At 62.1% G+C, this 26,187-nt stretch carries 18 protein-coding genes and 1 tRNA gene; 9 read left to right on the top strand and 10 right to left on the bottom strand.

Features of this window, described 5'->3' with window-relative positions; all coding sequences use genetic code 11:
- Positions 1-15 precede the first annotated feature (15 nt).
- The 4 genes from pgl to G8E10_RS00770 all read right to left on the bottom strand — a co-directional run bounded on the left by pgl (position 16) and on the right by G8E10_RS00770 (position 5,029).
- Positions 16-714 (bottom strand): 6-phosphogluconolactonase, encoded by a 699-nt coding sequence (gene pgl, locus G8E10_RS00785; RefSeq protein WP_167126036.1) that lies wholly within the window; start codon positions 712-714, stop codon positions 16-18.
- Between the two features lie 3 nt (positions 715-717).
- Positions 718-2,193 carry a glucose-6-phosphate dehydrogenase gene (gene zwf, locus G8E10_RS00780; protein ID WP_110800001.1) on the bottom strand — a complete coding sequence of 492 codons (1,476 nt, stop codon included), beginning with the start codon at positions 2,191-2,193 and terminating at the stop codon, positions 718-720.
- A 92-nt stretch (positions 2,194-2,285) separates the two neighbouring features.
- Positions 2,286-3,584: an NAD(P)/FAD-dependent oxidoreductase gene (locus G8E10_RS00775; protein WP_167126033.1), complete on the bottom strand. Its 1,299-nt coding sequence runs from the start codon at positions 3,582-3,584 to the stop codon at positions 2,286-2,288.
- Between the two features lie 8 nt (positions 3,585-3,592).
- Entirely contained in the window at positions 3,593-5,029 is a 1,437-nt protein-coding gene (locus G8E10_RS00770; RefSeq protein WP_167126030.1) for a glutamine synthetase family protein, read from the bottom strand.
- A 135-nt stretch (positions 5,030-5,164) separates the two neighbouring features.
- Between G8E10_RS00770 and G8E10_RS00765 the strand changes: the two genes are divergently transcribed.
- From G8E10_RS00765 to G8E10_RS00755, 3 genes are all read left to right on the top strand, one after another.
- Positions 5,165-6,349 carry an aminoacetone oxidase family FAD-binding enzyme gene (locus tag G8E10_RS00765; protein WP_167126026.1) on the top strand — a complete coding sequence of 395 codons (1,185 nt, stop codon included), beginning with the start codon at positions 5,165-5,167 and terminating at the stop codon, positions 6,347-6,349.
- A gap of 197 nt (positions 6,350-6,546) precedes the next feature.
- Positions 6,547-6,699 (top strand): hypothetical protein, encoded by a 153-nt coding sequence (locus G8E10_RS00760; protein WP_167126023.1) that lies wholly within the window; start codon positions 6,547-6,549, stop codon positions 6,697-6,699.
- Positions 6,700-7,173: 474 nt separating this feature from the next.
- Positions 7,174-9,699: a methyl-accepting chemotaxis protein gene (locus G8E10_RS00755; protein WP_167126020.1), complete on the top strand. Its 2,526-nt coding sequence runs from the start codon at positions 7,174-7,176 to the stop codon at positions 9,697-9,699.
- A 308-nt stretch (positions 9,700-10,007) separates the two neighbouring features.
- On the opposite strand, the gene G8E10_RS00750 is transcribed toward G8E10_RS00755, so the two are convergent.
- From G8E10_RS00750 to G8E10_RS00730, 5 genes are all read right to left on the bottom strand, one after another.
- The gene (locus tag G8E10_RS00750; protein WP_110799997.1) at positions 10,008-10,826 is read right to left on the bottom strand and encodes an ABC transporter permease; all 819 of its coding nucleotides are present in this window, start codon (positions 10,824-10,826) and stop codon (positions 10,008-10,010) included.
- A 2-nt stretch (positions 10,827-10,828) separates the two neighbouring features.
- On the bottom strand, positions 10,829-11,740 hold the full coding sequence (locus G8E10_RS00745; protein WP_167126017.1) for an ABC transporter permease subunit: 912 nt from the start codon (positions 11,738-11,740) through the stop codon (positions 10,829-10,831).
- 5 nt (positions 11,741-11,745) lie between these two features.
- Positions 11,746-12,888 (bottom strand): ABC transporter ATP-binding protein, encoded by a 1,143-nt coding sequence (locus G8E10_RS00740; protein WP_110799995.1) that lies wholly within the window; start codon positions 12,886-12,888, stop codon positions 11,746-11,748.
- A 103-nt stretch (positions 12,889-12,991) separates the two neighbouring features.
- The gene (locus G8E10_RS00735; RefSeq protein WP_167126014.1) at positions 12,992-14,086 is read right to left on the bottom strand and encodes a polyamine ABC transporter substrate-binding protein; all 1,095 of its coding nucleotides are present in this window, start codon (positions 14,084-14,086) and stop codon (positions 12,992-12,994) included.
- Between the two features lie 144 nt (positions 14,087-14,230).
- Positions 14,231-15,640, bottom strand: a complete 1,410-nt coding sequence (locus tag G8E10_RS00730) for a helix-turn-helix domain-containing protein (RefSeq protein ID WP_132446260.1) — start codon at positions 15,638-15,640, stop codon at positions 14,231-14,233.
- A gap of 214 nt (positions 15,641-15,854) precedes the next feature.
- On the opposite strand from G8E10_RS00730, the gene G8E10_RS00725 reads away from it, so the two are divergent.
- From G8E10_RS00725 to G8E10_RS00715, 3 genes are all read left to right on the top strand, one after another.
- Entirely contained in the window at positions 15,855-16,103 is a 249-nt protein-coding gene (locus tag G8E10_RS00725; protein WP_167126011.1) for a hypothetical protein, read from the top strand.
- A 92-nt stretch (positions 16,104-16,195) separates the two neighbouring features.
- A complete protein-coding gene (locus G8E10_RS00720; protein WP_110726909.1) occupies positions 16,196-16,435 on the top strand; it encodes an SMc00767 family acetate metabolism repressor in 240 nt (79 codons plus the stop codon).
- Positions 16,436-16,632: 197 nt separating this feature from the next.
- Positions 16,633-18,585, top strand: coding sequence for an acetoacetate--CoA ligase (locus tag G8E10_RS00715; RefSeq protein ID WP_167127066.1), 1,953 nt, complete (start codon positions 16,633-16,635; stop codon positions 18,583-18,585).
- 325 nt (positions 18,586-18,910) lie between these two features.
- Here G8E10_RS00715 and G8E10_RS00710 read toward each other — a convergent pair whose 3' ends face one another.
- Positions 18,911-23,017: an ATP-binding protein gene (locus G8E10_RS00710; protein ID WP_167126008.1), complete on the bottom strand. Its 4,107-nt coding sequence runs from the start codon at positions 23,015-23,017 to the stop codon at positions 18,911-18,913.
- Positions 23,018-23,274: 257 nt separating this feature from the next.
- Here G8E10_RS00710 and G8E10_RS00705 point away from each other — a divergent pair, with 257 nt between their 5' ends.
- The 3 genes from G8E10_RS00705 (at position 23,275) to G8E10_RS00695 (ending at position 25,769) form a co-directional block, all read left to right on the top strand.
- A complete protein-coding gene (locus G8E10_RS00705) occupies positions 23,275-23,712 on the top strand; it encodes a phasin (RefSeq protein WP_110799991.1) in 438 nt (145 codons plus the stop codon).
- A gap of 136 nt (positions 23,713-23,848) precedes the next feature.
- Positions 23,849-23,925: transfer RNA gene (locus tag G8E10_RS00700), tRNA-His, on the top strand.
- 290 nt (positions 23,926-24,215) lie between these two features.
- Positions 24,216-25,769 carry a P-loop ATPase, Sll1717 family gene (locus tag G8E10_RS00695; protein ID WP_167126006.1) on the top strand — a complete coding sequence of 518 codons (1,554 nt, stop codon included), beginning with the start codon at positions 24,216-24,218 and terminating at the stop codon, positions 25,767-25,769.
- Positions 25,770-26,187 lie beyond the last annotated feature (418 nt).

The following is a 26,187-nucleotide window of genomic DNA, read 5'->3' as shown; positions in this document are numbered from 1 at the left end:
GTGACGGCACCCCTGTTACGGTGCCCAGAAAATCGCGACCGGCGAGGCGGTACGGCGCAGGATGGCGCGGATCGGCATGTCCGTTTCCGGGCCGTCCCCTTGCGCCGTCTCCAGCACCGTCTTCTTGGCGTCGCCTTCGATATGCAGCACCAGAAGCCGCGCATCCTCAAGGCTGGTAAACGTGTAGGTCAGTCGCGGCTCGCCGGCCCCGTCCGCCTGCATGGTCATCACGCCACGTGGTGTCTGCGGGTCGAGCGCCTCGGCAAGGCGGGATCCGCCTGGAAAGAACGAGGCCGTGTGCCCGTCGCCGCCCATGCCCAGCACCACGACGTCGAAAGGCCGGCCGATCCCGGCCGTTTCCTTGGTCGCGGTTGCCGCCGACTCATCGGCCGTGGCCGTGGGGTAGTAGAGCGGCTGGAAGGCGGCGGCCGAAGCCGCGCCCGTCAGAAGATTGTCGCGCACCAGCTTTTCGTTGGAACGGTCGCTGTCGGGCTCGACGAACCGCTCGTCCACCAGCGTCACGGTGACCTTGGTCCAGTCGAGCGGCGCATTCGAAAGCGCCTTGAAGAACGCCTTGGGCGTCGAGCCGCCGGAAACGGCGATGGAGGCCGATCCGTCTCTGGCAATGCCGGCGGAGAGAGCGTCGGCAACGGCCTTCGCCAGGTTTTCGGCAAGTTCTGCCGAGGTCTCGAAGGTGTGGAGCGTGGCGGTCATGGCTCAGACCACTTCATGCCAGGTGCGGCCGTCACGCTCGATGAGCGCGATCGCCTGGCTCGGACCCCAGGTGCCGGCCGTGTAGGACTGCGGCTTCTGGCCCACTTCGTCCCAGGCCTTGAGGATCGGATCCACCCAGCGCCATGCGGCTTCCACCTCGTCGCGACGCATGAACAGAGTCTGGTTGTTGCGGATCACGTCGAGCAGCAGGCGCTCATAGGCGTCGGCGCTGCGGGCATTGAAGGATTCCGCAAAGGTCATGTCCAGCGAAACGTTGCGCAGGCGCATGCCGCCCGGGCCCGGGTCCTTGATCATCAGCGACTGCTTGACGCCTTCGTCCGGCTGCAGGCGGATGATCAGCTGGTTGGCTTCCACGCGGCCGGCCGCGTCGTCGAAGATCGAGTGCGGGATCGGCTTGAAGGAGATGACGATTTCCGACATCCGGGTCGCCATACGCTTGCCGGTGCGGATGTAAAAGGGAACACCTGCCCAGCGCCAGTTGTTGATCTCGGCCTTGATGCCGACGAAGGTCTCGGTGTTGGACACGCCGCCTTCGAGCTCTTCGAGGTAGCCCTTGACCGGGCCGCCGGCAGACGCACCGGCCTTGTACTGGCCACGCACCGTCATCTTCTCGACATTGGCAGCGGTGATCGGCTTCAGCGCGCGCAGCACTTTCAGCTTCTCGTCGCGCACGGCTTCCGCATTCATGGATGGCGGAACCTCCATGGCGACGAGGCAAAGCAGCTGGAGAATGTGGTTCTGCACCATGTCGCGCAGCGCACCGGCCGTGTCGTAGTAGCCGGCGCGGCTTTCAAGGCCGACGGCTTCTGCCACCGTGATCTGGATATGGTCGATATAGGACGAATTCCACAGCGGCTCGTACAGCGTGTTGGCAAACCGCAGCGCCATCAGGTTCTGTACGGTTTCCTTGCCGAGGTAGTGGTCGATGCGGAAGATCTGCTCTTCCTTGAAGACCTTGCCGATCGTGTCGTTCAGCTCCAGCGCGGAGGCGAGATCGCGGCCGATCGGCTTTTCCACCACGATGCGGGTGGTCTTGGTGATCAGCTTGTGGTCGCGGATCTTCTCGGAAATGGCGCCGAAGATGCCGGGGGCGACGGCGAGATAGAAGGCGCGGACGCGGTCCTTGGCCTCGTCCAGCAAGGATTTCAGCTTGTCCCAACCCTGATCGGACTTGGCATCGACGGAAATGTAGTAGAGCCGGTCGGTGAACGTCTTGACCTGCGCCTCGTCGTACTCGCCGGCCTTCAGGTGTTCCTTCAGCGCCGCGCGGCCGAACTGGCGGTATTCCTCGTGCGTCATCGCGGTGCGCGAGGCGCCGATGATGCGGGTCGGGTCGGTCAGCTGGCCATCGAGCTGGCGGTGGTAGAGGGCAGGAAGGAGCTTCCGCTCGGCAAGATCGCCGGTGCCGCCGAAGACGACATAGTCAAAGGGTTCGACGGGAATGATCTGGCTGCTCATGGGATATCGATCTCTCTCAGGTCGGGCGTTTTATAATCTAATCGATTTAAAGGCGCTAGTGCTGCGTTGCAAAAAATGCGCCGGGGGGTGGGTCAGAGCTTGTCGCGCAAAGCATACCAAGTGAGCGCCAGGAACAAAAGCGGCGATCGGAAACGGCGACCGCCGGGGAAGGCGGGAACGCGCAGTTCCTTCAAAAGGTCGAGATCGCCACCGCGTCCGAGCACGAGATCGGCATAGAGCTTTCCGCAATGATTGGACAGCATGACGCCATGGCCGGAAAACCCGCCAATGGTGGTGACGCCGGGCATCACCTCGCGCACGAAGGGCTGGCGCGGCATGGTGATACCGACGGACCCGCCCCAGGCATGGGTCATCCGCACGTCGGCAAGGTCCGGGTAGATCTCCGCGATCTGCCGCCGGATATGCGTGGAAATGTCGCGCGGATTGTCGGCCGTATAGGCTTCACGACCGCCGAAGAGCAACCGCCCGTCGCGCGACCGGCGGAAGTAGCGCACCACGAAGCGGCTGTCGGCAACGCTCTCGCCCCCCGGGAGAACGGGCGATGCATCGCCTAGCGGCTCGGTTGCGCCGATGAAGGAGCGGATCGGCATGACATGCGAAGCGGTTACCGGCTCCAGCGTGCCGATATGGGCGTTGCAGGCGATCAGCGCCCGGTCGGCGCGGATCGTGCCGCGCGCGGTTTCCACGAGCACCTTGCCCTGGGACAGCCGGATGTTCGTGGCATTGCTGTTCTCGAACAGCTGCGCGCCTGCCGCCTGCGCGGCGCGGGCGAGCCCCACCAGCAGCTTCATCGGCTGGATATGGCCGGTGCCGGTGTCGCGGATGCCGAGCACGTAATGCCGCGATCCCACGCGTTTCGCCGTCTCCGCGGCGTCCATCATCTGCATGTGCGGATAGCCATAATCGCGCGCCATGCTCTCGACATAGGCCCGGTAGTCCCTCTCGGAAGAAGCCTTGTGCGTCACCGAGAGGTGGCCCGGCTGGTACTCCATGTCGATGTCGTGGCGCGCGGCGAAGGCGAGGAGACCGCGCTTTGCATCCTCCGCCATGTCGAAGAGCGCTTTGGCGCGCTCCCGGCCGTACTGCTTTTCAAGCTCGTCCACCTCGGCACGCTGGCCGGTGCCGAACTGCCCGCCATTGCGCCCGGACGCCCCGTCGCCGAACCGGCAGGCGTCGATCAGAACGACCCGTACCCCGCCGGCGGCGAGGTTATAGGCCGCCTGAAGGCCGGTGAAGCCCCCGCCGATAACGGCGACATCGGCCGTCATGTCGCCGTCGAGCGTCGGATAGACCGGACGCTCGCCGACGGCATCCTCGTACCAGGAAATGCCGGGCGAGATCGGGCTCTGCCACTGTGCCTCGGAGGTCATGGCAAGGCTCACACGTTGAGAAGCAGATATTCCCGCTCCCAAGGGCTGATCACCTGCATGAACGTCTCGAACTCCCCGCGCTTCACGCCGGCATAGATGGCGATGAACTCGGCCGAGAACACGTCGTGGAAGGCGGGTTCCGCTTCCAGTGCTGCGACAGCCTCCAGAAGACCGCGCGGCAGCTCGATCGCCTTGGTGTTGACGCTGTCGTCGGCCGGTGCCGTCGGCTCCAGACCTTGAGTCAGGCCGAGATAGCCGCAGCCGAGCGAAGCCGCGAGCGCCAGATAGGGGTTGGCGTCCGAACTCGGCAGCCGGTTTTCCACGCGCCGTGCGGCCGGTTCGGAATCCGGCACACGAAACGCCGTCGTCCGGTTGTCGTAGCCCCAGGCGTTGTTGACCGGTGCCGACATATCCGGCGTCAGTCGGCGATAGGAATTCACATAAGGCGCCATCATCGACAGCGCCTTCGGGATATAGGTCTGCATGCCGCCGATGAAGTGGAAGAACTCCTTGGAGGCCGTGCCGTCCGCGTTGGAAAACAGATTGCGGCCGGTGTTCACCTCCACGATCGACTGGTGGATGTGCATGGCCGAGCCCGCTTGGCTCTGCATGGGCTTGGCCATGAAGGTCGCGTAGATCCCGTGCTTCAGCGCGGCTTCGCGGATCGTGCGCTTGAACAGGAACACCTGGTCGGCCAGCTCGATCGGGTCGCCATGCCGCAGGTTGATCTCGAGCTGCGCCGGCCCCTCTTCGTGGATCAGCGTGTCGATCTCCAGACCCTGCTTTTCGGAGAAGTGGTAGATGTCGTCGATCAGTTCGTCGAACTCGTTGACGCCGGCGATCGAATAGGCCTGCCCACCCTGGATCGAGCGGCCCGAACGGCCCTTCGGCGGATGCAGCGGATAGTCGGGATCGTCGTTCTTGGCGACGAGGTAGAACTCGATCTCAGGGGCGACGACCGGCTTCCAGCCCTTCAGCCGGTAAAGCTCCAGCACATGCTTCAGCACGTTGCGCGGCGTGTAGGGCACGTTCTCACCCTTGGAGCCGGCGATATCGCAAATCACCTGTGCGGTCGGGTCCGTTTCCCAGGGAACGACGGAGAGCGTGGAAAGATCCGGCACGAGTTTGATGTCGCTGTCGCGGCTGTCATAGCGGAAATCGCCCGTTTCCTCTGGGTACTCGCCCGAAATCGTGTGCCGGTAGATGGCGGAAGGCAAAGCGAGCGAGGTGTTGGAGGTGAACTTGGAGGACGGCATCATCTTGCCGCGGGGAACGCCGGCAATATCGGGGGTGATGCACTCCACGTCTTCGATACCCCGGACCTTCAGCCAGTCGGCGGCTTCCTTCCACGTCTTCACCCCGCGCGGCGCCTGAAGGGCGGACGGGATCTTGTTGCTTTTACCAGATTTCGTCGTCGTGTTAGCGATCGTTTTCTTCGCAGGCATAAATCACCGGGGTTCTTTCGGATATTGCTTATCATAGACGGTGTTTGACGATTGGCCAGCTTGCAGAGCGCGAAAATGCTGGAGATTGGATGCCGTTGACGTTATCGCGGCATCTTGAACGAAAAGGAGACGTGCGTGGCAAAGAGCTTCGACGTGGTGATCATCGGCGCGGGCGCGGCGGGAATGATGTGCGCGGCGGAAGCCGGGCGCCGGGGCCGCAGCGTGCTCGTTCTCGATCACGCGAAAGCGCCGGGCGAAAAAATCCGCATCTCCGGCGGTGGTCGCTGCAACTTTACCAACCTCCATACGGCACCCGCCAACTTCCTCTCGCAGAACCCGCATTTTGCCAAATCCGCGCTTGCCCGCTACACGCCGCGCGATTTCGTCGCCCTCGTCGAGCGGCACGGCATCGGCTGGCACGAAAAGACGCTGGGCCAACTCTTCTGCGACGATACCGCCCGCGACATCGTCCGCATGCTCATGGAGGAGATGAAGGCGGCCGGCGTCGTGCTCCGGCTGGGCACGGAAATTGCCTGTGTCGAGGCCTCTGCCACGGGCTTTCGCGTCGGTCTTGCCGAAGAGACCATCGACGCCCGCGCGCTCGTCATCGCCACCGGCGGCAAGTCGATCCCGAAGATGGGTGCCACCGGCTTTGCCTATCGCATCGCCGAGCAGTTCGGCCTGGCGCTGGTCGAAACGCGCCCCGGTCTCGTGCCGCTGACGGTGGCCGATGCGGCGAAAGAGAGCCTTGGCGCGCTCGCGGGTCTCGCGGTCGATGTGCGCGCCGCCTGCGGCAAGACGACGTTCAACGAAGCCATGCTCTTCACCCATCGGGGCCTGAGCGGACCGGCGATCCTGCAGATTTCGTCCTACTGGCGCGAAGGTGAGGAGATCCGCGTGGCCTTCGAACCCGGCACCGATCTGGGCGCCCTGATGAAGGCGGCCCGCCGCACACAGGGCCGGCAGGCGGTGCAGACCGTGCTTGGCGAACACCTGCCAAAGCGCCTTGCGCAGCATCTGGCGACGGAAGCGGGGCTTCTCGACCGCCCGCTGGCCGACCTCTCCGACAAGGCGATCGACGGGCTGGTGGCGCTCGTGTCCGGCTGGTCGCTGAAACCCGCGGGGTCGGAGGGTTATCGCACGGCGGAGGTCACGCTCGGCGGCGTGGATACCCGCCATCTCGATTCCCGTACCATGATGGCAAAGGCCGTTCCCGGACTTTTCTTCATCGGGGAATGCGTCGATGTCACCGGCTGGCTCGGCGGTTATAATTTCCAGTGGGCCTGGGCCTCCGGCTTCTCCTGCGGCCAGGCCGTCTGATCCGGTACGTGCCCGCGATGCCGAAAGCGTGAAGGTGCTTCAGCCCTTGTTAACGAAACTGTCCGACCCTACCTGACGAATGGGAACGGATTGTCCCGCAGCGGCACGGTTTTCGCATTTTTAACGGGTGCGACAGAAAGTGGCTGGTGGATCGTCTCAACCGGGTCTATTCTCTTCGGACGGAAGGACATGAAATCATGAACCAGCATAGCCGACGCAATGCCCGTGCCATCGCCATCACCAAGGCCGATGAAAGCCGTACACAGAAAATCCTGGCGCTGACCTACACGGCCGCTGCCGTTCTGACAGCCGCCGCTGTTATCGGTCTCTCCACCCTCGGATCGTTCTAAAGCGGTCGCAAACGGGCGAACATGTTTCTGGCTGCATCGAGAGCTGCAGCCTGATATCCTGCGCGGACAATGACGCGCGTTGGTCGTTTCCCCAAGTGAGGCGGCCCGTCAATCGGTGCACCTGTACATCTCCAGAACCGGCGGCCCCTCAGGGGCCATTTCTTTGAGGTCTGTCTGGCCGCGAGGACGGTCGAGGTGCGTCCCTCCCGTTTGCCATGCCGACATGGCAGGTGCGTGACAATGTCTTGCGCTGCTTACATGAAATTAACGCATCTCGTCCAAGCTGCACCCATTGAGGAGCAGGCTTGGACGACGCGACCGGAGGGCTGCGGCGTCCTGCAATGATTGCGAAGCGGCTGGCGGTATCCCCGCATTCTATCAGACCATGATGACGGCCTGACATGAAGCGCACCAAAGAAGCCGATGGCGGCTTGGGGGGAGGCGGATGCAGGCCCTGCAAGCCAGGACGCGCCCATGTTCATCGACAAGATCCTTGCCCGCTTCAAGATACAGACGAAGGTTCTCTTCTTCATCCTGCCCTTCGTCGTCAGTATCTGCGCCGTGGGCCTGACCGGGCTTTACGCATCCGGCTTGCTGCAGGGGCGCATGGAAATCTCCAACAGCGTGCTCCAGTCGCTGTCCGGCTTCCGCGACGTCTACGCCGGCATGAACGCGTTCCTGACGGACGCGAGCGAACAGACGCGCGACGACGTCGTCCTCAAGATCACCAGCCAGGAGGCGGTGCTCAACGGGACGCGCGCCCAGATGGAAAACAGCGAGGGCGCGAGCCAACTCGACAGCGCCATCGCCGGCACCGCGAAGATCCGCGAGCGCGTCGGCGAACTCTGGAAGTTGCATGAGACGGAAGTTGCGCTGCGCACATCCATCACCAAAAGCATCCGTCTTCTCCTCTCGACGCAGGGCAAGCTGATCGAGGAGGCGACCTCCGTCGAGCAGCGCGTGCGCGACGACGAGACCAAGGCGAAATCGCTCCTGCGCGAAGCCGAGCGGCTGACCGCCTCCAGCGACATCCTCACCGGCCTCACCTCCGATTTCGCCCGCGCCCCGACGCCTGAAGCCAAGATCAAGGTGGCGCGTGATGGCCAGGCCGCGCTCGAACAGGTTCTCACCCAGATTGGCACGGCGCTTCCGGCCAACCAGAAGGCCGTGGCCGACACGTTCAAGGCGACCATCGGCGAGATCCGCACGCTGACCAACAATGGCGACCTGAGCGATGAAAACGCCAAGGCGATCGGCCGGCTGGTCGCGCGCTTCCGCCAGGCCAGCATCCAGTTCCAGACCGCGGCCACCGCGACGATGCGCAATGCGACGGCGACGTTCGGCAAGCTCGATGCGCCGCTGATCAAGGCCAACAAGATCCTCGAAAACGCACGTGCCATCGTCACCGCCGTTTCCGGAATCCGGCTTGCTGCCAGCAGCTTCCTCGAAACGTCCCAGCAGACGGACCAGGCGCGCCTTGCCCGCGAGGTCAACGTGCTCAATCAGGAAGTCCTCAACATCGCCTACACGGCGCCCGAAATGCCCTTCTTCGCGGGCCTTGCGGCAACCGTCCAGCCGGTCGCCGGCAAGATCAAGTCGGACAGCATGTCGCTGATCGGCGTCAGCGCGGGGCGGCATAAGGAATTCGCCGACGCGGCAGCCGATATCGACCAGATCTGGCAGCAGCTCGTCGGCTTTGCCGAGGACCAGAAGACCAATGCGGCGATCGAGCGCGAAAAGGCCAATCAGGTGTCCGTCTTCGCAACCGCCGGCGGCGTCGTCATCGCCCTTCTCGCCGGCATCGCGCTGGTGCTGACGCTGAAAGGTCCGATCGGCCAGATCACCGCCGCCATGCGCCGGCTGGCCGAAGGGGCGCTCGACACGCGCATCGACGGCGACGCCCGTCAGGACGAGATCGGCGACATGGCCCGCGCGCTCGGCGTCTTCAAGGAGAATGCTCTGTCGAAGGTGCGCATCGAGGCGCAGAGCGAGGAGCAGCGGCTGCAGGCCGATGCCGAGCGCAGCCGCAACGATGCCGAGAAGCAATCGATGGACAGCCAGATCGATTTCGCGGTCAGCCAGCTCGCCGCGGGCCTTGGGCGCCTTGCCCAGGGGGATCTGTCGCAGCAGATCGAGACGCCGTTCAACGGCCGCCTCGAACAGCTGCGCATCGATTTCAACGGCTCGCTCGTTCGCCTGCAGGATACGCTCCTGCAGATCCGCAACAATGCCGTCCTGATCCAGCGCAGCGGCAACGACATGCACGCCTCCGCCGACAGCCTGTCGCGCCGCACCGAGGCGCAGGCCGCCTCTCTTGAGGAAACCGCGGCTGCCGTCGATCAGATCACTGTCACGGTCCGCTCGTCAGCCGAGCGCGCCCATGAAGCCAATGTCGCCGTGTCGCACACCAAGAAGAGCGCCGACGGCTCGGGCGTCGTCGTCACCAATGCGATCTCGGCCATGAGCCGCATCGAGGATGCCTCGCGCCAGATCGAGCAGATCATCGAGGTCATCGACGAAATCGCCTTCCAGACCAACCTTCTCGCGCTCAATGCCGGCATCGAGGCGGCGCGGGCAGGGGAGGCAGGCAAGGGCTTTGCGGTGGTCGCGCAAGAAGTGCGTGAACTCGCCCAGCGCTCGGCTGGTGCTGCGCGCGAGATCAAGGGGCTGATCAACAAGTCCACGCTCGAAGTGACGGCGGGTTCGCAGGCGGTCAAGGAGACCGGCGCCGTGCTCGCCTCCATCAGCCAGCAGATCGTCACCGTCAGCCAGCACGTGGACATGATCGCCACCGCCAGCCGCGACCAGGCCTCCGCCCTCCACGAGGTCAACGGCTCCGTCAACCAGATGGACCAGATGACCCAGCAGAACGCCACTATGGTCGACGAAGCCACCACCGCCAGCCGCAACCTCGCTGAGCAGGCCGACACCCTGATGCAACTGGTCGAACAGTTCCGCCTGGAACCTGCGACCGGCCACCGCATGGGGCGTGCTGCCTGAGGGTAGCGATGGACCGCAGGTCGAAATGCAAAACGCCGGGCTCAGTCCCGGCGTTCTTCGTTGGGGCATCTGGTTTTCGATAACCGTTTGCAGAGTTTACGAAAAAAAGGCCCTCTCTGCCCTGCCGGGCATCTCCCCCACAAGGGGGGAGAAGACTTGACGCGAGCCCGCTCGACATCTCAAGGAACGTTCAAGGATAAGGCTGGGCGCGTGCTACGAGTCCTCTCCCCCCTTGTGGGGGAGATGCCCGGCAGGGCAGAGAGGGTCTTCCTCGCCACCGGATCCTGCGCATCCTCACCATGCCTCGCTCACCCTGCAGCAAACGCCGCGCGCTCATCCCGTTCCCGCTGGATCTGCTGGCGGCGGGAGACGATGGAAGTGATGAGGACGCCGGTGGCGACGATGCCGATGAGGATGGTGCAGGCGGCGTTGATCTCGGGCGTGACGCCGAGGCGTACCTGGCTGTAGATCTTCATCGGTAGCGTGGTCGCGCCGGGGCCGGAGGTGAAGCTGGAGATGACGAGGTCATCGAGCGAGAGCGTGAAAGCGAGCACCCAGCCGGAGAAGACGGCAGGCGCGATGACGGGCAGCGTCACCTGAAAGAAGGTCGCGGTCGGCGTTGCGCCGAGGTCGAGGGCGGCCTCCTCGATCGACCTGTCGAAGCTCGCCAGCCGAGACTGGATGACGACCGCGACGAAGCACATGGTGAAGGTGATGTGCGCGATCGTCAGCGTCCAGAAGCCGCGATCGAAGCCGATCGCGACGAAGAGCAGCAGCATCGACAGGCCCGTGATCACCTCCGGCATCACGAGCGGCGCATAGATCATGCCCGAAAACAGCACCCGGCCGTGAAAACGCTGGTAACGCGTCATGGCAAGAGCGGCGAGCGTGCCGAGCACGGTTGCGACGGTCGCCGAGAGCAGGCCGACGCGCACCGTGACCCAGGCGGCATCCATCAGGGCCTGGTTGCGGAAGAGCTGCCCGTACCATTGTGTCGAGAACCCAGCCCAGACGGTGACGAGCTTCGACGCATTGAACGAGAAGACGACGAGCAGCACGATCGGCAGATAGAGGAACGCAAAGCCGATGACAATCGAGGCGATGTTGAAGCGGGACCAGCGGTTCATGGCTATCGGCCCTCGCGATCGAGGCGCGACTGCGCATTCTGGAAGAACATGATCGGCACCACGAGGATCATCAGAAGGATGGCCGCGACCGCCGAAGATACGGGCCAGTCCCGGTTGGCGTTGAACTCGTTCCAGAGCGTCTTGCCGATCATCAGTGTTTCCGAGCCGCCGAGCAAATCGGGAATGACGAACTCGCCGACGGCGGGAATGAACACCAGCAGGCAGCCGGCGACGACGCCCGGCAGCGACAGCGGAAAGGTGATGCGCCAGAAGGCCGAGATCGGCGTGCAGCCGAGATCCTGTGCGGCTTCCGTCAGGCTGTGATCCATCTTTTCGAGCGTGGAATAGAGCGGCAGCACCATGAAGGGCAGGTAGGAATAGACGATGCCGATATAGATTGCGGTATTGGTGTTGAGGATGATCAACGGCTCGCTGATCAGTCCGACGGACAGCAGAAGCTGGTTGAGCAGGCCTTCTGGTTTCAGGATGGCGATCCAGGCGTAGACGCGGATGAGGAAGCTCGTCCAGAACGGCAGGATCACCAGCATCAGCAGCGTCGGGCGCAGCGTCGCAGGCGCCTTCGCCATGCCGTAGGCAATGGGATAGGCGATGAGCAGGGTCAGCGCGGTCGAGATCAGCGCGATCGTGAGGCTGGAAAGGTAGGCGTTCGTGTAGAGCGCATCCTCCGTCAGCCAGACATAGTTGTCGAAGGAGAACTGCCGGATATTGTCGATGAAGCCCGAAAGGCCGTCCGCCCAGGCGAAGACAGGAAGGTAGGGCGGCATGGCGATGGCGGCTTCCGACAGCGAGATCCGCAGCACGATGACAAAGGGGATGAGGAAGAAGACCAGCAGCCACGCATAGGGGATGATGATCACGAGACGGTTGACGATGGCGGGGAGCAGCCTGTTCATCGGGCTCAATCCTTCAGCACGACGCCGGCATCCCGGTCGAACGAGATCCAGACTTTCTGGTCGTAGCCGAGCGGGTCCTCGACGGCGCGCACCGCATTCAGCGACGATGCCTTGACGACTTTGCCGCTGTTCAGCTTGACGTGATAGACGGTCATGTCGCCGAGATAGGCGATATCCCAGAGCTCGCCCTCCGCCGCGTTGACGGGGCTTCCGGCCGGCACCTGCCGCCCGACGCGGATCTTTTCCGGGCGGATGGCAAAGCCGGCTTTGGCGCCCTCGCTCGGATGTTCGCTGCTGGCCGCCTCGATGGCAAAGCCCGCATCCGCCTCGATGCGGATTTCGGAGGCCTGCGCCCGCGAGACCGTGCCGTCGAAGATGTTCACGTCGCCGATGAAGTCGGCCACGAAGCGGGAGTTCGGCGCCTCGTAGATCTCGGCCGGCGTCGCCACCTGAATGACCTTGCCATGCGCCATCACGGCGATGCGGTCGGCCATGGTCATCGCCTCTTCCTGGTCGTGCGTCACGACGACGAAGGTGAGGCCCAGATCCTGCTGCAGGTCCATCAGCTCGAACTGGGTTTCCTCGCGCAGCTTCTTGTCGAGCGCGCCGAGCGGTTCGTCGAGCAGCAGCACCTTCGGCTGCTTGGCGAGCGACCGGGCCAGCGCCACGCGCTGCCGCTGGCCACCGGACAGCTGGTGCGGCTTGCGCTTGGCGAACTGCTCCATCTTCACGAGCTTCAGCATCTGCGTCACGCGCTCGGCGATCGCCGGTTTCGGCATGCCGTCCTGTTTCAGCCCGAAGGCGATGTTGGTCTCCACCGTCATGTGCGGAAACAGGGCATAGGACTGGAACATCATGTTGACGGGGCGGCGATAGGGCGGAATGCCTGCCAGATTCTGCCCGTCGAGGATGATCTCGCCCGAGGTCGGCTGCTCGAAGCCGGCGAGCATCCGCAACAGCGTCGATTTTCCGCAGCCGGACGCGCCGAGCAGGGCGTGGAATTCGCGCGTGTAGATATCGAGCGAGAGATCGTCGACCGCGACGAAATCGCCGAAGCGCTTGGTGACGTTGCGAAAGGAGATAAAGGGTTTGGACGAGGGATCGGTCCAGGGAGAAAAGGAGCGGCGAATGCTGCCAAGAGACTTCATGAAGGGGTTCCCGATGGGCCGCAAGGCCGCGTGAGCTGAAGAGAGGACGCCGCAGGATGGAAAATGCCCGGAACTTAGGAGAACCGGGCATTGAAGGAAGGACTTACTGACCTGTGAGAACCCGGGTCCAGAGGCGTGTCGCCACGCGCTGCGTTTTCGGGTCCCAGGGAGAGATGGTGTAGAGCTTGGCCATCGTCGCCTCGTCCGGGTAGACCGCGGGATCCTCGAGAATGTCCTTGGAGACGAACTTTTGGGAGGCCTTATTGCCGTTGGCGTAGAAGACGTAATCGGACGCCTTCGCGATCACCTCCGGCTTCATCATGTAGTTGATGAAGGCATGGGCCTCTTCCAGATGCGGTGCATCGGCGGGGATCGCCATCATGTCGAACCACATCTGCGCGCCCTGCGACGGGATGGAATAGTTCACCTCGACGCCGGCCTTGGCTTCCTCGGCGCGCGAGCGGGCCTGCAGCAGATCGCCGGAATAACCGAAGGCGATGCAGATATCGCCATTGGCGAGCGCATTGATGTATTCGGACGAATGGAACTTGCGGATGAAGGGGCGTGCCTTCAGCATCAGCTCGCCGGCCTTGTCGAGATCTGCCTGGTCGTGGCTGTCGGGATCGAGGCCGAGATAGGTGAGGGCGGATGGCAGCACGTCCTTCGGCGCATCGAGCACGTAGATGCCGCAATCCTTGAACTTCGCGGCAATCGCCGGATCGAACAGGACTTCGAGGCCGGGCCGCGCGTCGGAGCCGAGGATTTCCTTGGCCTTGGCGACATTGTAACCGATGCCATTGGTGCCCCACATATAGTCCACGGCATATTCGTTGCCGGGGTCGTAGCGGGCGGTGCGCTGCATCACCATGTCCCACATGTTGGCGATATTCGGCAGCTTCGACTTGTCGAGCTTCTGGAACACGCCGGCCTTGATCTGGCGCTGGAGAAAGTCGGCCGTGGGAACCACGACGTCGTAACCGGTGCCGCCGGCCAGAAGCTTGGTCTCCACGATCTCGTTGGAATCGAACACGTCGTAGACGACCTTGATGCCGGTTTCCTTGGTGAAGTCCTCAAGGATGCTGGCATCGATGTAGTCGGACCAGTTGTAGACATTGACGACGCGCTCCTGCGCGCTCGCAAACCCTGCGGATCCGGCCAGGACGAGGCCAGTGACCAGGCTGACGAACTTCAACGACATGCTATTCCCCTTTATTGTTCGCGGCCTCAGCCGCGTAACGAAAGGTTAAGCAGCTTTCCATCGAAGCTCAAGACCTTTCGCACCCGCGAACGACGCCCGCGAGGGACATCCACGGGAACCGCCGCAGACAGCGTTCGTCTTTCGTTACTGGAAGTCGAAGACGCTCAGCCCGGCCACCATTTCATCGAGCCCGAGGGGGCGCGTCACCGGCGGTTCGGCGCGCGCAAGACAGCCCTGGCGCTCGCAGAGGCGACAGGCGGTGCCCGCGGCAAGCGGCGGCGCGGGCACGGCGGCATAGACCGTCTCGCCGGCCTGTCCCGCCTCGCAGCCGAGCAGAAGCGCGGTGCGCCGCACGCGCTCGTTGAAGCCCGAACGTGGCCCGTCCGTCGTTCGCGCGACGAGAAGGAAGCTGGCGCCAGCCGGCATCTCGGCGCGCTCCACCAGGATCTGCCCCGGCTGGGCGAAGGTCGCATGCAGGCTCAGTTTCACGCATCCGCCGCCGAAGGCCCGATGCGGAAAGCCCGCCGCGCCGCGCGCGCGCAGCCGGTTGCCGGCATGGTCGATTTCCAGAAGGAAGAAGGGAGGCCCGAGCGCACCGCTTCGCTGCAACGTCACCATGCGACTTGCCGCCTGCTCGAAGCTCACCCGCATGCGCACCCGCACGAGGTCTATATCGAACTGCACGCGCCGACAGATGTCGAGGAAGGTGCCGTAAGGCATCATCAGCGCCAGCGCGGCATAACGGGCCAGCTCGAACCGGGCGATGCGCCGCGCTTCGCCGGAGGTGAGCGGCAGAGCCGCCAGCTCTTCGGCAAGCGCCTCCGGCATGGCGAAATGCGCAGCCTCCATGGCGATTTCGCAAAGCTGGTCCTCGGCCGACAGGCGTTCGGACAGGAACAGGCGCAGCGAATGCCGATCGAACCGGCGGCGAAGATCCGGCATGACGTGGATCGGCAGGGTGCGCACCGCGAGCCCATGGTCGCGCCGCAGCCAGTCCTTCAGCGCCGTCTGCAGGTCGTCTCCGGGTGCCAGCCGCTGATGAAACGCCTCGGCTGCCGCATCGAGCCGCGCGAAATGATAGGGCCGGGTCTCGAAGATCTCGCGCACCTCGTCCATCGGCAGGCGGGCGCCGCTGAGGGCTGCAGCCTGATCCTGGCCGGACAGCAGGCTCGTCAGATCCTTCAGTCGGGAGCCCTGTTCCTTGTAGGCCCGGTAAAGCTTGATCAGCCCCATCGCCGCATTCGGCGCCGCTTCCGCGATCTCGATCAGCTCCTGATCACCCGGCAGCTCGCCCGAAAGCAGCGGATCGGCGAATACGGCGCGCAGCTCGCCCAGGCTGTCGGAGGCCTGCCCGCGCAGTTCCGCAAGGTCGATCTGGTAGACGGCGGCCAGCTTCAGGAGCAGCTGCACCGTCAGCGGGCGCTGGTTGCGCTCGATCAGGTTGAGATAGGATGGCGAGATCCCGAGCGCCTCGGCCATGGCCGTCTGCGTCAGCGACAGTCCGTTGCGGATACGGCGGACACGCGGCCCGGCAAAGATCTTGTTTTCGCTCATGACAAATTTTACACCGCGACCGACCAGTGAGCCTTTGACTACTTTTACAATATTACAGACCTGTGATGTAAAAGACAAGACAGTATAACCTCTTTCGGGGTCGCAATACCCTGAAACCATTGGCGAAAAATTCGATCATTCGGTACATCTCTCTGCAGGGATCACGGAGGATCTGGAGACGGTCCCCAGGTGATCGATGCGAGAGGAGGATCTCATGACGAAACTTGACACGACGGTGTTTTCCGCTTCGGCCGGCGGCTTTGACAAGGTCGTGCGGATCATTCCGGTGGACGATGTGGCGCGCCTTCCTGGCTCCGTCGCCCATCGCTCGACGCTGGCAAGGAACGGCGCGAACCGCCTCTGGAAGCGTCTCCGCGAGGAAGCCTCCTTCACAGGCCTGGACGTCCTGTCCGGCAACCAGGCAAAGCAGGTGGTTCGCGCCCGCCTTCCGATCGACGGTTAGACGTCGGCACACCCTATCCGAACCAAGGCCCGGAATTCCCGAGAGCCCGTAACGCCTAAAGACCCATAATTCCTCAGGAAAGGACGACCACAATGACGATCCAGACCCGCGTCAAAGAACGCGCAGACGAACAGGCATCCAGCATGACCACCGACCAGCAGGCCGCGATCCGTATGGTCGCCAACGACCTGCACCGCCTGAACCACACCATCATGAAGGCTGTCGAGGCTGGTGTTTCGGTCGAGCTCGTCCGCTCCGCCCGCCATCACGCCGGCGAAGGCAACTGGGGTGACCTGATGATCCCTGTCATCGTTACCCAGAGCCGTGGCTGATACCGCCACCGGCTGTGATCGAAGGCCCGGCAAGACCTCTGCCGGGCCTTCGTCATGAGGTCCGGTCACCTCTCACGTCGGGGTTCGACACGCACAACGTGAGCGGCTCGGCGTGAAATCGGCAAGGGTTCGCCAAGGTCCGTTTACCCCGTGCGACGACGTGTTATAGATCGAGTGCCGCGTATGAGGGGAACATGATGCATTCCGACCAGCCGCTCTGGACACCATCGCAAGCCTCCATCGAAGCGCAGCCGTTGACGGCCTTCATGGCGCTCTGCAGCAAGCGGCACCGCGTGCATTTTGCCGATGTCGATGCGTTTCACGCTTGGTCCGTGGCCGACCGTGCCAGTTTCTGGAGCGATCTCTGGGATTTCTGCGGCATCGTCGGAGACAAGGGCGCCCGCGCGCTGGTCGATGACGGCCATATGACACAAGCCCGCTTCTTTCCCGATGCCAGCCTCAACTTCGCCGAAAACCTTCTGCGGAAAACCGGCAGTGACGATGCCATCGTGTTCCGCGGCGAGGACAAGGTCTCGTCCCGTCTCTCCTGGGATGCGCTGGCTGCGCTGGTGTCCCGCCTGCAACAGGCGCTGGTCGCGCTCGGTATCGGCGAGGGCGACCGCGTTGCCGCCATGATGCCGAACCTGCCGGAGACCGTTGCCCTGATGTTGGCGACAGCGTCGCTCGGCGCCATCTGGTCGTCCTGCTCACCTGATTTCGGCGAACAGGGCGTGCTCGACCGTTTTGGCCAGATCTCGCCAAAGCTGTTCATCGCCTGCGACGGCTACTGGTACAATGGCAAGCGCCAGGATGTGTCGGAGAAGGTGAAGGCCGTGTCTGACCGGCTCGGTATTCCCGTGCTCGTTATTCCCTATGCGGGAGAGGCTGATGCGCTGGTCTCCAAGCTCGGCGACGGCCGCACGCTGCCGGATTTCATCGCCCCGTTCGAGGCGCAGGCCCTGTCATTTCGCCGGCTACCGTTTTCCCATCCGCTCTACATCCTCTTTTCCTCCGGCACCACGGGCGTGCCGAAATGCATCGTGCATTCGGCCGGGGGCACACTGGTCCAGCATCTGAAGGAGCACGTTCTGCATTGCGGGCTGAAGGACGGCGACCGGCTGTTCTACTTCACCACCTGCGGCTGGATGATGTGGAACTGGCTCGCCACCGGTCTCGCCGCCGGCGTCACCGTGTGCCTCTATGACGGCTCGCCCTTCTATCCCGATGGCTCGGTCCTGTTCGACTTTGCAGAGGCCGAACGCTTCACCGTCTTCGGCACCTCGGCGAAATATATCGATGCCGTTCGGAAGTCCGGGCTAACGCCAAAAGAGACTCACGATCTCTCGGCGCTCCGCGTCATGACCTCGACGGGGTCGCCTCTGTCGCCGGAGGGCTTCACCTTCGTCTATGAGGGTATCAAGTCCGATATCCAGCTCGCCTCCATCTCCGGCGGCACCGATATCGTCGCCTGCTTCGTGCTCGGCAATCCGCTGAAGCCCGTCTGGCGCGGCGAGATCCAGGGGCCGGGACTGGCGCTCGCCATGGATGTCTGGGACGACGAGGGACGCCCGATCAGAGGCGAGAAGGGGGAGTTGGTCTGTACCAAGGCGTTTCCGAGCATGCCGATCATGTTCTGGAACGACCCTGATGGCGCCCGATACCACGCCGCCTACTTCGATCGCTTCGACAATATCTGGTGCCATGGCGATTTTGCCGAGTGGACCGCGCATGGCGGCATCGTCATCCACGGCCGCTCGGATGCCACGCTCAACCCCGGCGGCGTCCGCATCGGCACGGCGGAGATCTACAATCAGGTCGAGCAGATGGAGGAGGTCGCCGAGGCGCTGTGCATCGGGCAGGATTGGGACGACGACGTGCGCGTCGTGCTGTTCGTGCGCCTCGCCAGCGGCGTCGCGCTCGATGACGATCTGGTCAAGGCGATCCGCACCCGCATCCGCACCGGCGCCTCGCCCCGCCACGTCCCCGCCAAGATCATCGCCGTCGCCGACATCCCGCGGACCAAGTCCGGCAAGATCGTTGAGCTCGCCGTTCGCGACGTGGTGCACGGCCGGCCGGTGAAGAACAAGGAAGCGCTGGCCAATCCGGAAGCGCTGGATCTCTATGCCGATCTTGAGGATCTCAAGACCTGAGACAGGCGCGAGCGTCGAGGCTCCGAAGTCCCATTGTGAAGTAAGCCCTCTAATAAATAACGACGGCCGAAAACATGCGCTTTCCGCCGGAAAGCCCTCCATAGAGGTTGCATCGTCTCTTTCAACGACAAGATTGCAGGGAGCGGTTGTTAAGTCTTCCTTATCGTCCGCACCGTCATGGTTGGGCTCTCGCAGATCCATGACAGACCTTGCGCCGGCAAAGCCGGATCTCCGACATGATGTCGATTGTACGTGTTCGAAAGCACTCAACTTGAGGCAGACCGATGGCTGCCTCCCTTTCGAACCGCGGTTTCCGCGAGAGCAATCAGTTGGCCAGAACCCGCTGCGACGGGAACGTGATTTCCACCAGCGTGCCTTCGTTCGGCGCCGAGTTGATGGCGAACAATGCGCGGTTGGCTTCCGCCATCGCCTTCGTCAGCGGCAAGCCCAGCCCCGTACCCTCGCCACGCATGCGCGTGCCGGTCGTCACCTGCCGGAAAGGTTTCATGGCCTGTTCAAGCTCGGTCCGCGTCATGCCGACACCGGTGTCGCGGATGCGCAGCATCACGCTGCCATTTGCTTCGTAAGCTGTGGACACCACGATCTGCCCGCCGGCCGGGGTGAAGCGAATGGCATTGGCAAGGATGTTCAGCGCGATCTGCTTGATCGACCGGTTATCGGCAACAACGCTGGGCACCGAGGTCGACAGCGACGTGCGGATGATGACGCGTTGGGCATTGGCCTGCGGCTGCACCAGCGAAACGGCTTCCGAAACCGCCTCGTTGATCTCGACGGCGGCAAAGTCCAGCTCCATTTCGCCGGCTTCGATCTTCGATATGTCGAGGAGATCGTTGACGATATCCAGTACATGGCGACCGGACCGGCCGATATCGCTGGCATATTCGATATAGCGCGCACTGCCGATCGGCCCGAAATGCTCGCTCGCCATCATGTCGGAAAAGCCGATGATGGCGTTGAGCGGCGTGCGGATCTCATGGCTGACGCGCGCCAGAAAATCCGTCTTGTGCGCATTCGCCGTTTCCGCCGCCCGCTTGGCGCTGCGCAGTTCTTCCTCCGTGCGCTTCCACTGCGTGATATCGCGAATGACGGCGCAATAGCCGCTGGAAGACGACAGGCGACCCATGGTCATGAACAGCGGAATGAACCCGCCCGACGCCTCCCGGCCGATCACTTCGCGTCCGTCGTTGAGCACGCTGGCAACGCCGTGGCCGGCAAGACCCGCGAGATAATCCATGACCGCACGCTGGCTCTCATGCGCAAACAGAGTGGCAAACGGCTTACCGATCACATCGGCATCATTATAGTTGAACAGCGCATTGGCGGAGCGGTTTAGCGACCGGATATCGCCATCCGTACCCATCACCACGACGCCGTCCGTTGCCGTTTCCAGGATCGCGCGCAGCTCCTCGGTCTCGATCTGAAGCGCCTCCACCCGCGCTTCCGCGTCCGCGATTGCAGCCTGATCCGCAATCGATGACGAACCTGCCTCGACTATTTCGGGTGCGTCCGCATGGCTTTCGGCGATATCCGTAACACGCTCGCCTTCGAGCAGCCCTTCGTCCTCAACGGGCGCGGCATCGGCCGGCAGCGTCTCGACCAGAACCAGCGACATCATCAGCGCCACGCCCTTGTCGTCGAACGGAATGGCCTGCAGCCGCGCCGTCACAGGCACAAGGCGGCCGTCATTGCGGATCATCATCATCGCGCCCGGGGGTACGTCGAGAATACCTTCGTCTTCGCCGACGAACAGAGCGTCGATACCGCCCTCCACGCGCAGATCCTGCAGCGTGTGGTAGCCGGTCAGTTCGAGAAAAGCGGCATTCGCATGATAGAGTTCGTCGCCGCTATGGATCAGCACCGCGCTCTCCATGCGATCGATCATCGCCGGACTCAGCACAACATCCTTGTCACCAGCCTCGTCGTCGGCCCCGAGCTCGCCGGCGGCAACAGGTTCGAGAACCTCTTCCGCGGGCACGTCGGCAGCGTCCACCGCTGGCGTCTCCTCATCCGCAGTCAACGCCGCATCGTCTTCAGCGTCCGCGGCTGGCCTATGATCGTCGGCATCCGCAACGTCCTCGGCAGCGTCAGCGGGCTTGTGCTCATCGCCATGCTCGGGTTCGGTCGTAGCGACGGTATCATCACCAGCCGCCAAGGTCTCATCCGCGTCCGAGGTGGCGTCGCCCGCTGCCTCGACCTCGTCAGGCGCGCCGGCGACCGCTTCTTCCGTTATCGCGTCCTCGGCCCGCACATCGTTCTGACCGACCTCGGCGCCTGTCTCCAGATCTGCCGCAGACCGTTCAGCATCCGTCTCGCCTTCGACCGGTGATCCTGCCGGCTCCGTGCGCTTGCCGAAGGTCGTCGTCAGCTGACGCGCAATCTCGCGAAAGGCCGCCTGTTCGCTTCGCGTCAGCGTCTCGGTGCTTACCGGGCGCGCATCGTCTATCGGAACGATCTTGTCCGAATGGCGCCGCGATGGCGTCTCCACCAGCTTCAGCGCCGGACGTTCGCCCATGAAGGGATCGCGCGGAAGGCCATCCTCAAGGGGGACGAGGTCATCGGCAACGGTGTCGGTTGTGTCAGTCGCGTCGGAAGAGGACGGGTCCTCATCCGCCGCAACGAAGAACGAGCCGTCATCCTCCAGCGTCTCGCGCTGCGCATTGGAGGCAAAGTCCTCGTCCGGCAGAGCAGGGGTCTCGTCCAAAGCCTCGCCGAGAACCTCCGCATCCTGCGCCGGCTCCACATCCTCCGCGACGGTCGGCAGACCGGCAAGATTGAGTCCACGCGCCGACGGGTCCGCGACCGCATCGGACACCCGCACGATGCCGAAGCCACGGAAGCCGTCGAATTCCCGGTTGCGCGAGTAGGTCGGCAAGGCGGCGAGATCGACCGGAACGCACAGCGCTTCGCCTTCGACCGGCCACAGCACCGTCTTGCCCGACCATGTGTCGCGCCGGTTCAACAGCTCCACGATGGCTCCATCGGGATCGAGCGCGAAGCGCGCGGCGAGATCGGCAAAGCTCTGCCCCAGAACATCGGCAGCCTGCGGGCCGACCGCCAGCGCGAACTCGCGCGAGATCTCGCTGAAACGCCCGTCCGCCCCGATCTTCCAGACGAACCGGATGGACCGCATGGCGGGATCGAAGGCGAAAGCCGCGGGCTCCGCAACGGCAACATCGTCACTGCCGCTCGCATCGCCCTCGGCATGGGTCTTCGCGGTCAGGTCATCGGACGCGGCGACCTCGTCGCCTGCGGCGTCGATAACCTCGGAAGACGTTTCCTCGACGTCCACGCCGACCGGCTCAGCCTCCTCAACGACATCGTCAAGGCCATTATGCGCGTCCGTAGCCGGGACATCCTGGTCCACGTCCGTCACATCGACGTCAGCGGCCTCATCGACAACCGGCAGCACATCCGCAGGCTCGTCCGCCACGGTTGTGTCCTCGACCAGATCCAGCGCCTCGTCGTCCGACGCAGCCGTGGCGATCGTCTCATCATCCTGCTCGATGTCGCTTGACGAACCATCAGGCGCGACATCCAAGCTATCGACAGGCTCGAAAACATCGGCCGCGACCTCTTCAGCTTCCACATGGCTGTCGCGCACCTCGACATCGGCGATATCAACCGCTTCGGACACGTCCAGATCGGCGGCTTCAGCGCTCGCCGGCGGCTCCGCGGCAGCGGCCGCCGCTTCCGCCGGCACGCTGACGTCGCTCGTCGCATCCATATGCCCGAGAATCGTCTCCACCGCGAAAAGCAGGTGCAGCGCCGGATCGGCCGAAACCTTGCCGATAGCTGCCGGCAGCGTTCCCTTACCCGTGGGTACGGGGCGCTTCAGCAGCCAGTCGCTATCGCGACCGACGGCTTCGACCAGCGACAGCAGCGTCTGCTGCGTCATGCCGAGCGCCGGAAACTGCGGCGACGAGGCGAGCACGGCCCCCGCGCCATCGAGCACCGCCATGTGCGTATCCGGATCGTCGAAACCCGAAATCATCCGCGCGGCCATCTCCGCCACCGGCACGGGACGGCCGGCACGGGATGGCGCAAGGCGCGGTGCGGTGAAGAGGATCGCCCGTTCGCCGGCACGCACGTCGATCAGTGCGAGTTCGGCATTCACGGTCACGCTCTGGAACCCGGCGGACATGCGCATCAGAAATCGGCGCGTCTCCCCCGCCTCGCGCAACTGGCGCGCGGTCGATTGCAGCTGGCGAAAGGCGACGCTCGCAGCGCTCGGCCCCCCATCCAGAAAGTCATAGATCGAGCCCAGCCCGAAGAGAGCCGCACCCTCGCCATTCGACCAGAGCACCCGCGACAGATCCGGGGCAAACAGAATGGCCGCATCGCCACGCGCGAAATGATCCCGCACACGTTCATGAACGGCAATGTCGATGAAGGGGTAGGATTTCACGGGCATTCTTCTATCCGGCTCTGGCGGAGGTCTCGGGTCTCCGGATGCGTTAATAGACTATTAATATCCGCGACCCCCGAAAGGGTCCAGCTTGAGCATCGTTTTCGCAGTGAAAACCGCCCTCTTTCCTAACGCAAGGTTAATGTAACGAAATGATGCATGGTGCAGTGCAAAAATATGTTGCAGTGCATCATAAATTGCCGTAGAAGGCAGTAAGAACCCGAAATCCGCCGCTATGAGCCGACGCCAATCAGGACACTCCGATGACTCAGGACATCTTTTCCATTTCGAATTTCGACCCGAACAAGGTCACCGAAACCTTCCGCGACTTTGCCGAGAAGGGCGCGACGCAATCGCGCGAAGCCTATGCGAAAATGAAGACGGCCGCCGAAGAAGCAGGCAAGACCATCGAAGCCACGGTCGAGAGCGCCCAGTCCGGCACGGTCGAGCTGAGCCTGAAGGCGATCGACGCGCTGCGCACCAATGCCGAAACGTCGCTGTCCCACATGGAAGCGCTGATCGCCTGCAAATCCCTGTCGGAGGTCTTCGAACTTCAGACGGCCTTCATCCGCAAGCAGGCCGAGCTGGCCATGGAACAGGCCCGCGGCATGCAGGAAACCACCCGCAAGGTCGCCGAAAACCTGGTCAAGCCGACCAAGGACGCCGCCGAAAAGGCCCTGTCCAGCATCCCCCGCGCCTGATCTTGCCGTCGGAAAAGCCCCGTAGATCCAGAACCGGACGGGAAACCGCCCGGTTTTTTGGCCAAAAGTCGAAGTTCGGACTTGCCAAACCGAACCCATGGCCGTAATGACGCGACCAAGCGACATGCTTGTTCGTGCGGTTGTAGCTCAGTTGGTTAGAGCGCAGGTTTGTGGCACCTGAGGTCGGAGGTTCGAGACCCCCCAACCGTACCATTTTTCTTTGACAGAAAGTCCATATCATACAGAGAGTTGCGCGGGATTTGCGCAGCCGAGCTGTGTTTGGGTTTCTAAAAAGTTTCCCTGTAAATTCCCGTATGGAACACGTCTGGAACAGGCGGATACGTTGTTACTGCTTTTTCTCTGTCTTTCTGAGCGCTTCCAGAACTTGATGAGCGCTATTCCCGATTAGCGGCTGAGAACGATTCAAGTTGAAATGCTGGGAGGTGTGCTGTCGGTGGGGTTGTGCTAACTCAAAGGCGTCGATTCTCATCAGGGGCAGAGCCGTGCTTAAAATCAGCGACATCTATATGGGCAGTATCGACGCTAAGAACGAATTGCTTGAGGGGACGGATGAAGAGGCGCAAAGCTTCCTAGCCGCATTCGTTGTGCCACCCTCGCTGTCGATCGACAAATTTTACAAGAAGCTCAAGTACTACGTTGTAGGATTGAAGGGGACAGGAAAAACCGCACTCCTGCGCTATATTGCACTCAAGCTGGAATCTCAGGGATCAAAAACCCAGATGATTCTTTTCAAATCTCAAATCAAGGAAGAGCTTCGAAAAGACTTCTCTAAAGCGGCTAGAGTAAAGCTTACCGAAGATAACATAGATAGTTTCGATGGGACGGATTTTGAGGCTGTCTGGCGGTGGTTTATTTACAGGAAAATTGTAGAGGCGGTGAGAGACCACTCTACTGGTTTTGTTGAGCAAAATGAGCAGTTCGAGAAGTTTTCAGAGCTCGTTAATGCAGACACTTACGGCGATGACAAAAAAGGGCTGCTGGCGCGATTAATACCCAAGATCAAGAAAGGGCATATTGAGATTAGCCATTCGCCTAAGTTAGGCCTCGATCTCGAATGGGATTCAGAAGGCAAAGCAAACGTCGACTTCAATGCACTTGTTCAAAAGGCCGACGAGGCATTTTCGAGCTTAACAGGATCAAACAACCGCCTTAATATACTCTTCGACGAACTTGAGCTAAACCACAACACGGAAAAGCAGTACAAACGAGACTCTCAGCTAATCCGAGATCTTATTGTTTCTGTGGAAAGCGTTAATGCTGTAGCGAAAGCCAAAAAAATTAATATCTGCATCTATGCGGCGATACGTTCAGAAGTTGTTAATTCTGTAGAATCACTCGGCAAGGAGGTAAATAAACCAATTTCGGACTTTGGGACTGAAATCCTGTGGAATAAGCCCGGAGTTGATTCCTCTCAGCAGCCTTTGCTCAACATCATTGAGCAGCGGATAAACATTGCTCGTGAAAAAACTGGCTTGGACAAACTTACGTCACAGGAAGTATGGAGGCAATATTTTCCTGATAAAATCATTAAATTACAACCTCAGGTTTATATACTGCACAATTCGTGGTACCGTCCGCGGGACATTGTTCGCCTGCTATTGATCGCACAAGATCAAGACACAACCGCGACGTTTTTCAGCGTACAGGCTTTCGAGGCGATCCGTAAGAAATACTCAACTGCTAGCTGGGTCGAGATGACCGAGGAGCTTAGATCGAAGTACAAGCCCTCCGAGATCGATGGCATAAAATCATTATTCTATGGATTTAAGGGTATATCCACGGTTGGTGAATTGAATGCTCGTTCAGTAGTTGTTGGGCTTGAAAATACTGACGCGAAAGAACTTTTCAAGAAATACAGCGTGCAGGAGATATTGCGTGACCTTTTCAGAATCGGTGTTATTGGAAATATCGATCCCGGCCACAATCGAAACATGCGGTTTTCGTTCCGCGGTGATGATGAAATCATTTTTTCGAAGGAAATATTCGTTCACAACGCTCTGAGAGCTCACCTTTCGCTGCAGTATGGGCGCGATTGAACTTACTTAGGCCTACCTCTTAGAGCTGATGCTTAGGAACCGCAGGCGGATAAGCTGTATTCGGTCTATACATTTCACTTTTCTTTGCTTTGGTCTTCGCCGGTAGGCACTATTCGGGTATTCGTCTGAGTACCCACACTTGGCCTACCAATTCGCGCATCGAGCTCTACAGCCGTTCCCGCAAGGACGGGCGGACGACGGACTATGTCTTTGACAAGGTCACCCGGGTTCCCGCGGCATCGGTTCATGTGCCGTCGCCAAAACCTCCCGAAGTCGTGTACGGCCTCCATCCCGATGCGGCTGGGCGCCACACAACGACGCCGAAACGCGCATAACGTCCGGCGCACCAACGAAAAACGCCACCCGCGAACTCTCGCGGATGGCGTTTTCCTCACGTCTCGACGTCCGTTCTAACCGA

This window comes from Ferranicluibacter rubi (assembly GCF_011603255.1).
In the GTDB taxonomy this organism is placed as follows: domain Bacteria; phylum Pseudomonadota; class Alphaproteobacteria; order Rhizobiales; family Rhizobiaceae; genus Ferranicluibacter; species Ferranicluibacter rubi.
This window is presented reverse-complemented; position numbering and strand designations above follow the sequence as displayed.

What these genes read in the sequence shown, in the direction of transcription:
- pgl (WP_167126036.1), bottom strand. Translation starts at nt 714, where the DNA reads ATGACCGCCACGCTCCACACCTTCGAGACCTCGGCAGAACTTGCCGAA.
- zwf (WP_110800001.1), bottom strand. Translation starts at nt 2,193, where the DNA reads ATGAGCAGCCAGATCATTCCCGTCGAACCCTTTGACTATGTCGTCTTC.
- G8E10_RS00775 (WP_167126033.1), bottom strand. Translation starts at nt 3,584, where the DNA reads ATGACCTCCGAGGCACAGTGGCAGAGCCCGATCTCGCCCGGCATTTCC.
- G8E10_RS00770 (WP_167126030.1), bottom strand. Translation starts at nt 5,029, where the DNA reads ATGCCTGCGAAGAAAACGATCGCTAACACGACGACGAAATCTGGTAAA.
- G8E10_RS00760 (WP_167126023.1), top strand. Translation starts at nt 6,547, where the DNA reads ATGAACCAGCATAGCCGACGCAATGCCCGTGCCATCGCCATCACCAAG.
- G8E10_RS00755 (WP_167126020.1), top strand. Translation starts at nt 7,174, where the DNA reads ATGTTCATCGACAAGATCCTTGCCCGCTTCAAGATACAGACGAAGGTT.
- G8E10_RS00750 (WP_110799997.1), bottom strand. Translation starts at nt 10,826, where the DNA reads ATGAACCGCTGGTCCCGCTTCAACATCGCCTCGATTGTCATCGGCTTT.
- G8E10_RS00745 (WP_167126017.1), bottom strand. Translation starts at nt 11,740, where the DNA reads ATGAACAGGCTGCTCCCCGCCATCGTCAACCGTCTCGTGATCATCATC.
- G8E10_RS00740 (WP_110799995.1), bottom strand. Translation starts at nt 12,888, where the DNA reads ATGAAGTCTCTTGGCAGCATTCGCCGCTCCTTTTCTCCCTGGACCGAT.
- G8E10_RS00735 (WP_167126014.1), bottom strand. Translation starts at nt 14,086, where the DNA reads ATGTCGTTGAAGTTCGTCAGCCTGGTCACTGGCCTCGTCCTGGCCGGA.
- G8E10_RS00730 (WP_132446260.1), bottom strand. Translation starts at nt 15,640, where the DNA reads ATGAGCGAAAACAAGATCTTTGCCGGGCCGCGTGTCCGCCGTATCCGC.
- G8E10_RS00725 (WP_167126011.1), top strand. Translation starts at nt 15,855, where the DNA reads ATGACGAAACTTGACACGACGGTGTTTTCCGCTTCGGCCGGCGGCTTT.
- G8E10_RS00720 (WP_110726909.1), top strand. Translation starts at nt 16,196, where the DNA reads ATGACGATCCAGACCCGCGTCAAAGAACGCGCAGACGAACAGGCATCC.
- G8E10_RS00715 (WP_167127066.1), top strand. Translation starts at nt 16,633, where the DNA reads ATGCATTCCGACCAGCCGCTCTGGACACCATCGCAAGCCTCCATCGAA.
- G8E10_RS00710 (WP_167126008.1), bottom strand. Translation starts at nt 23,017, where the DNA reads ATGCCCGTGAAATCCTACCCCTTCATCGACATTGCCGTTCATGAACGT.
- G8E10_RS00705 (WP_110799991.1), top strand. Translation starts at nt 23,275, where the DNA reads ATGACTCAGGACATCTTTTCCATTTCGAATTTCGACCCGAACAAGGTC.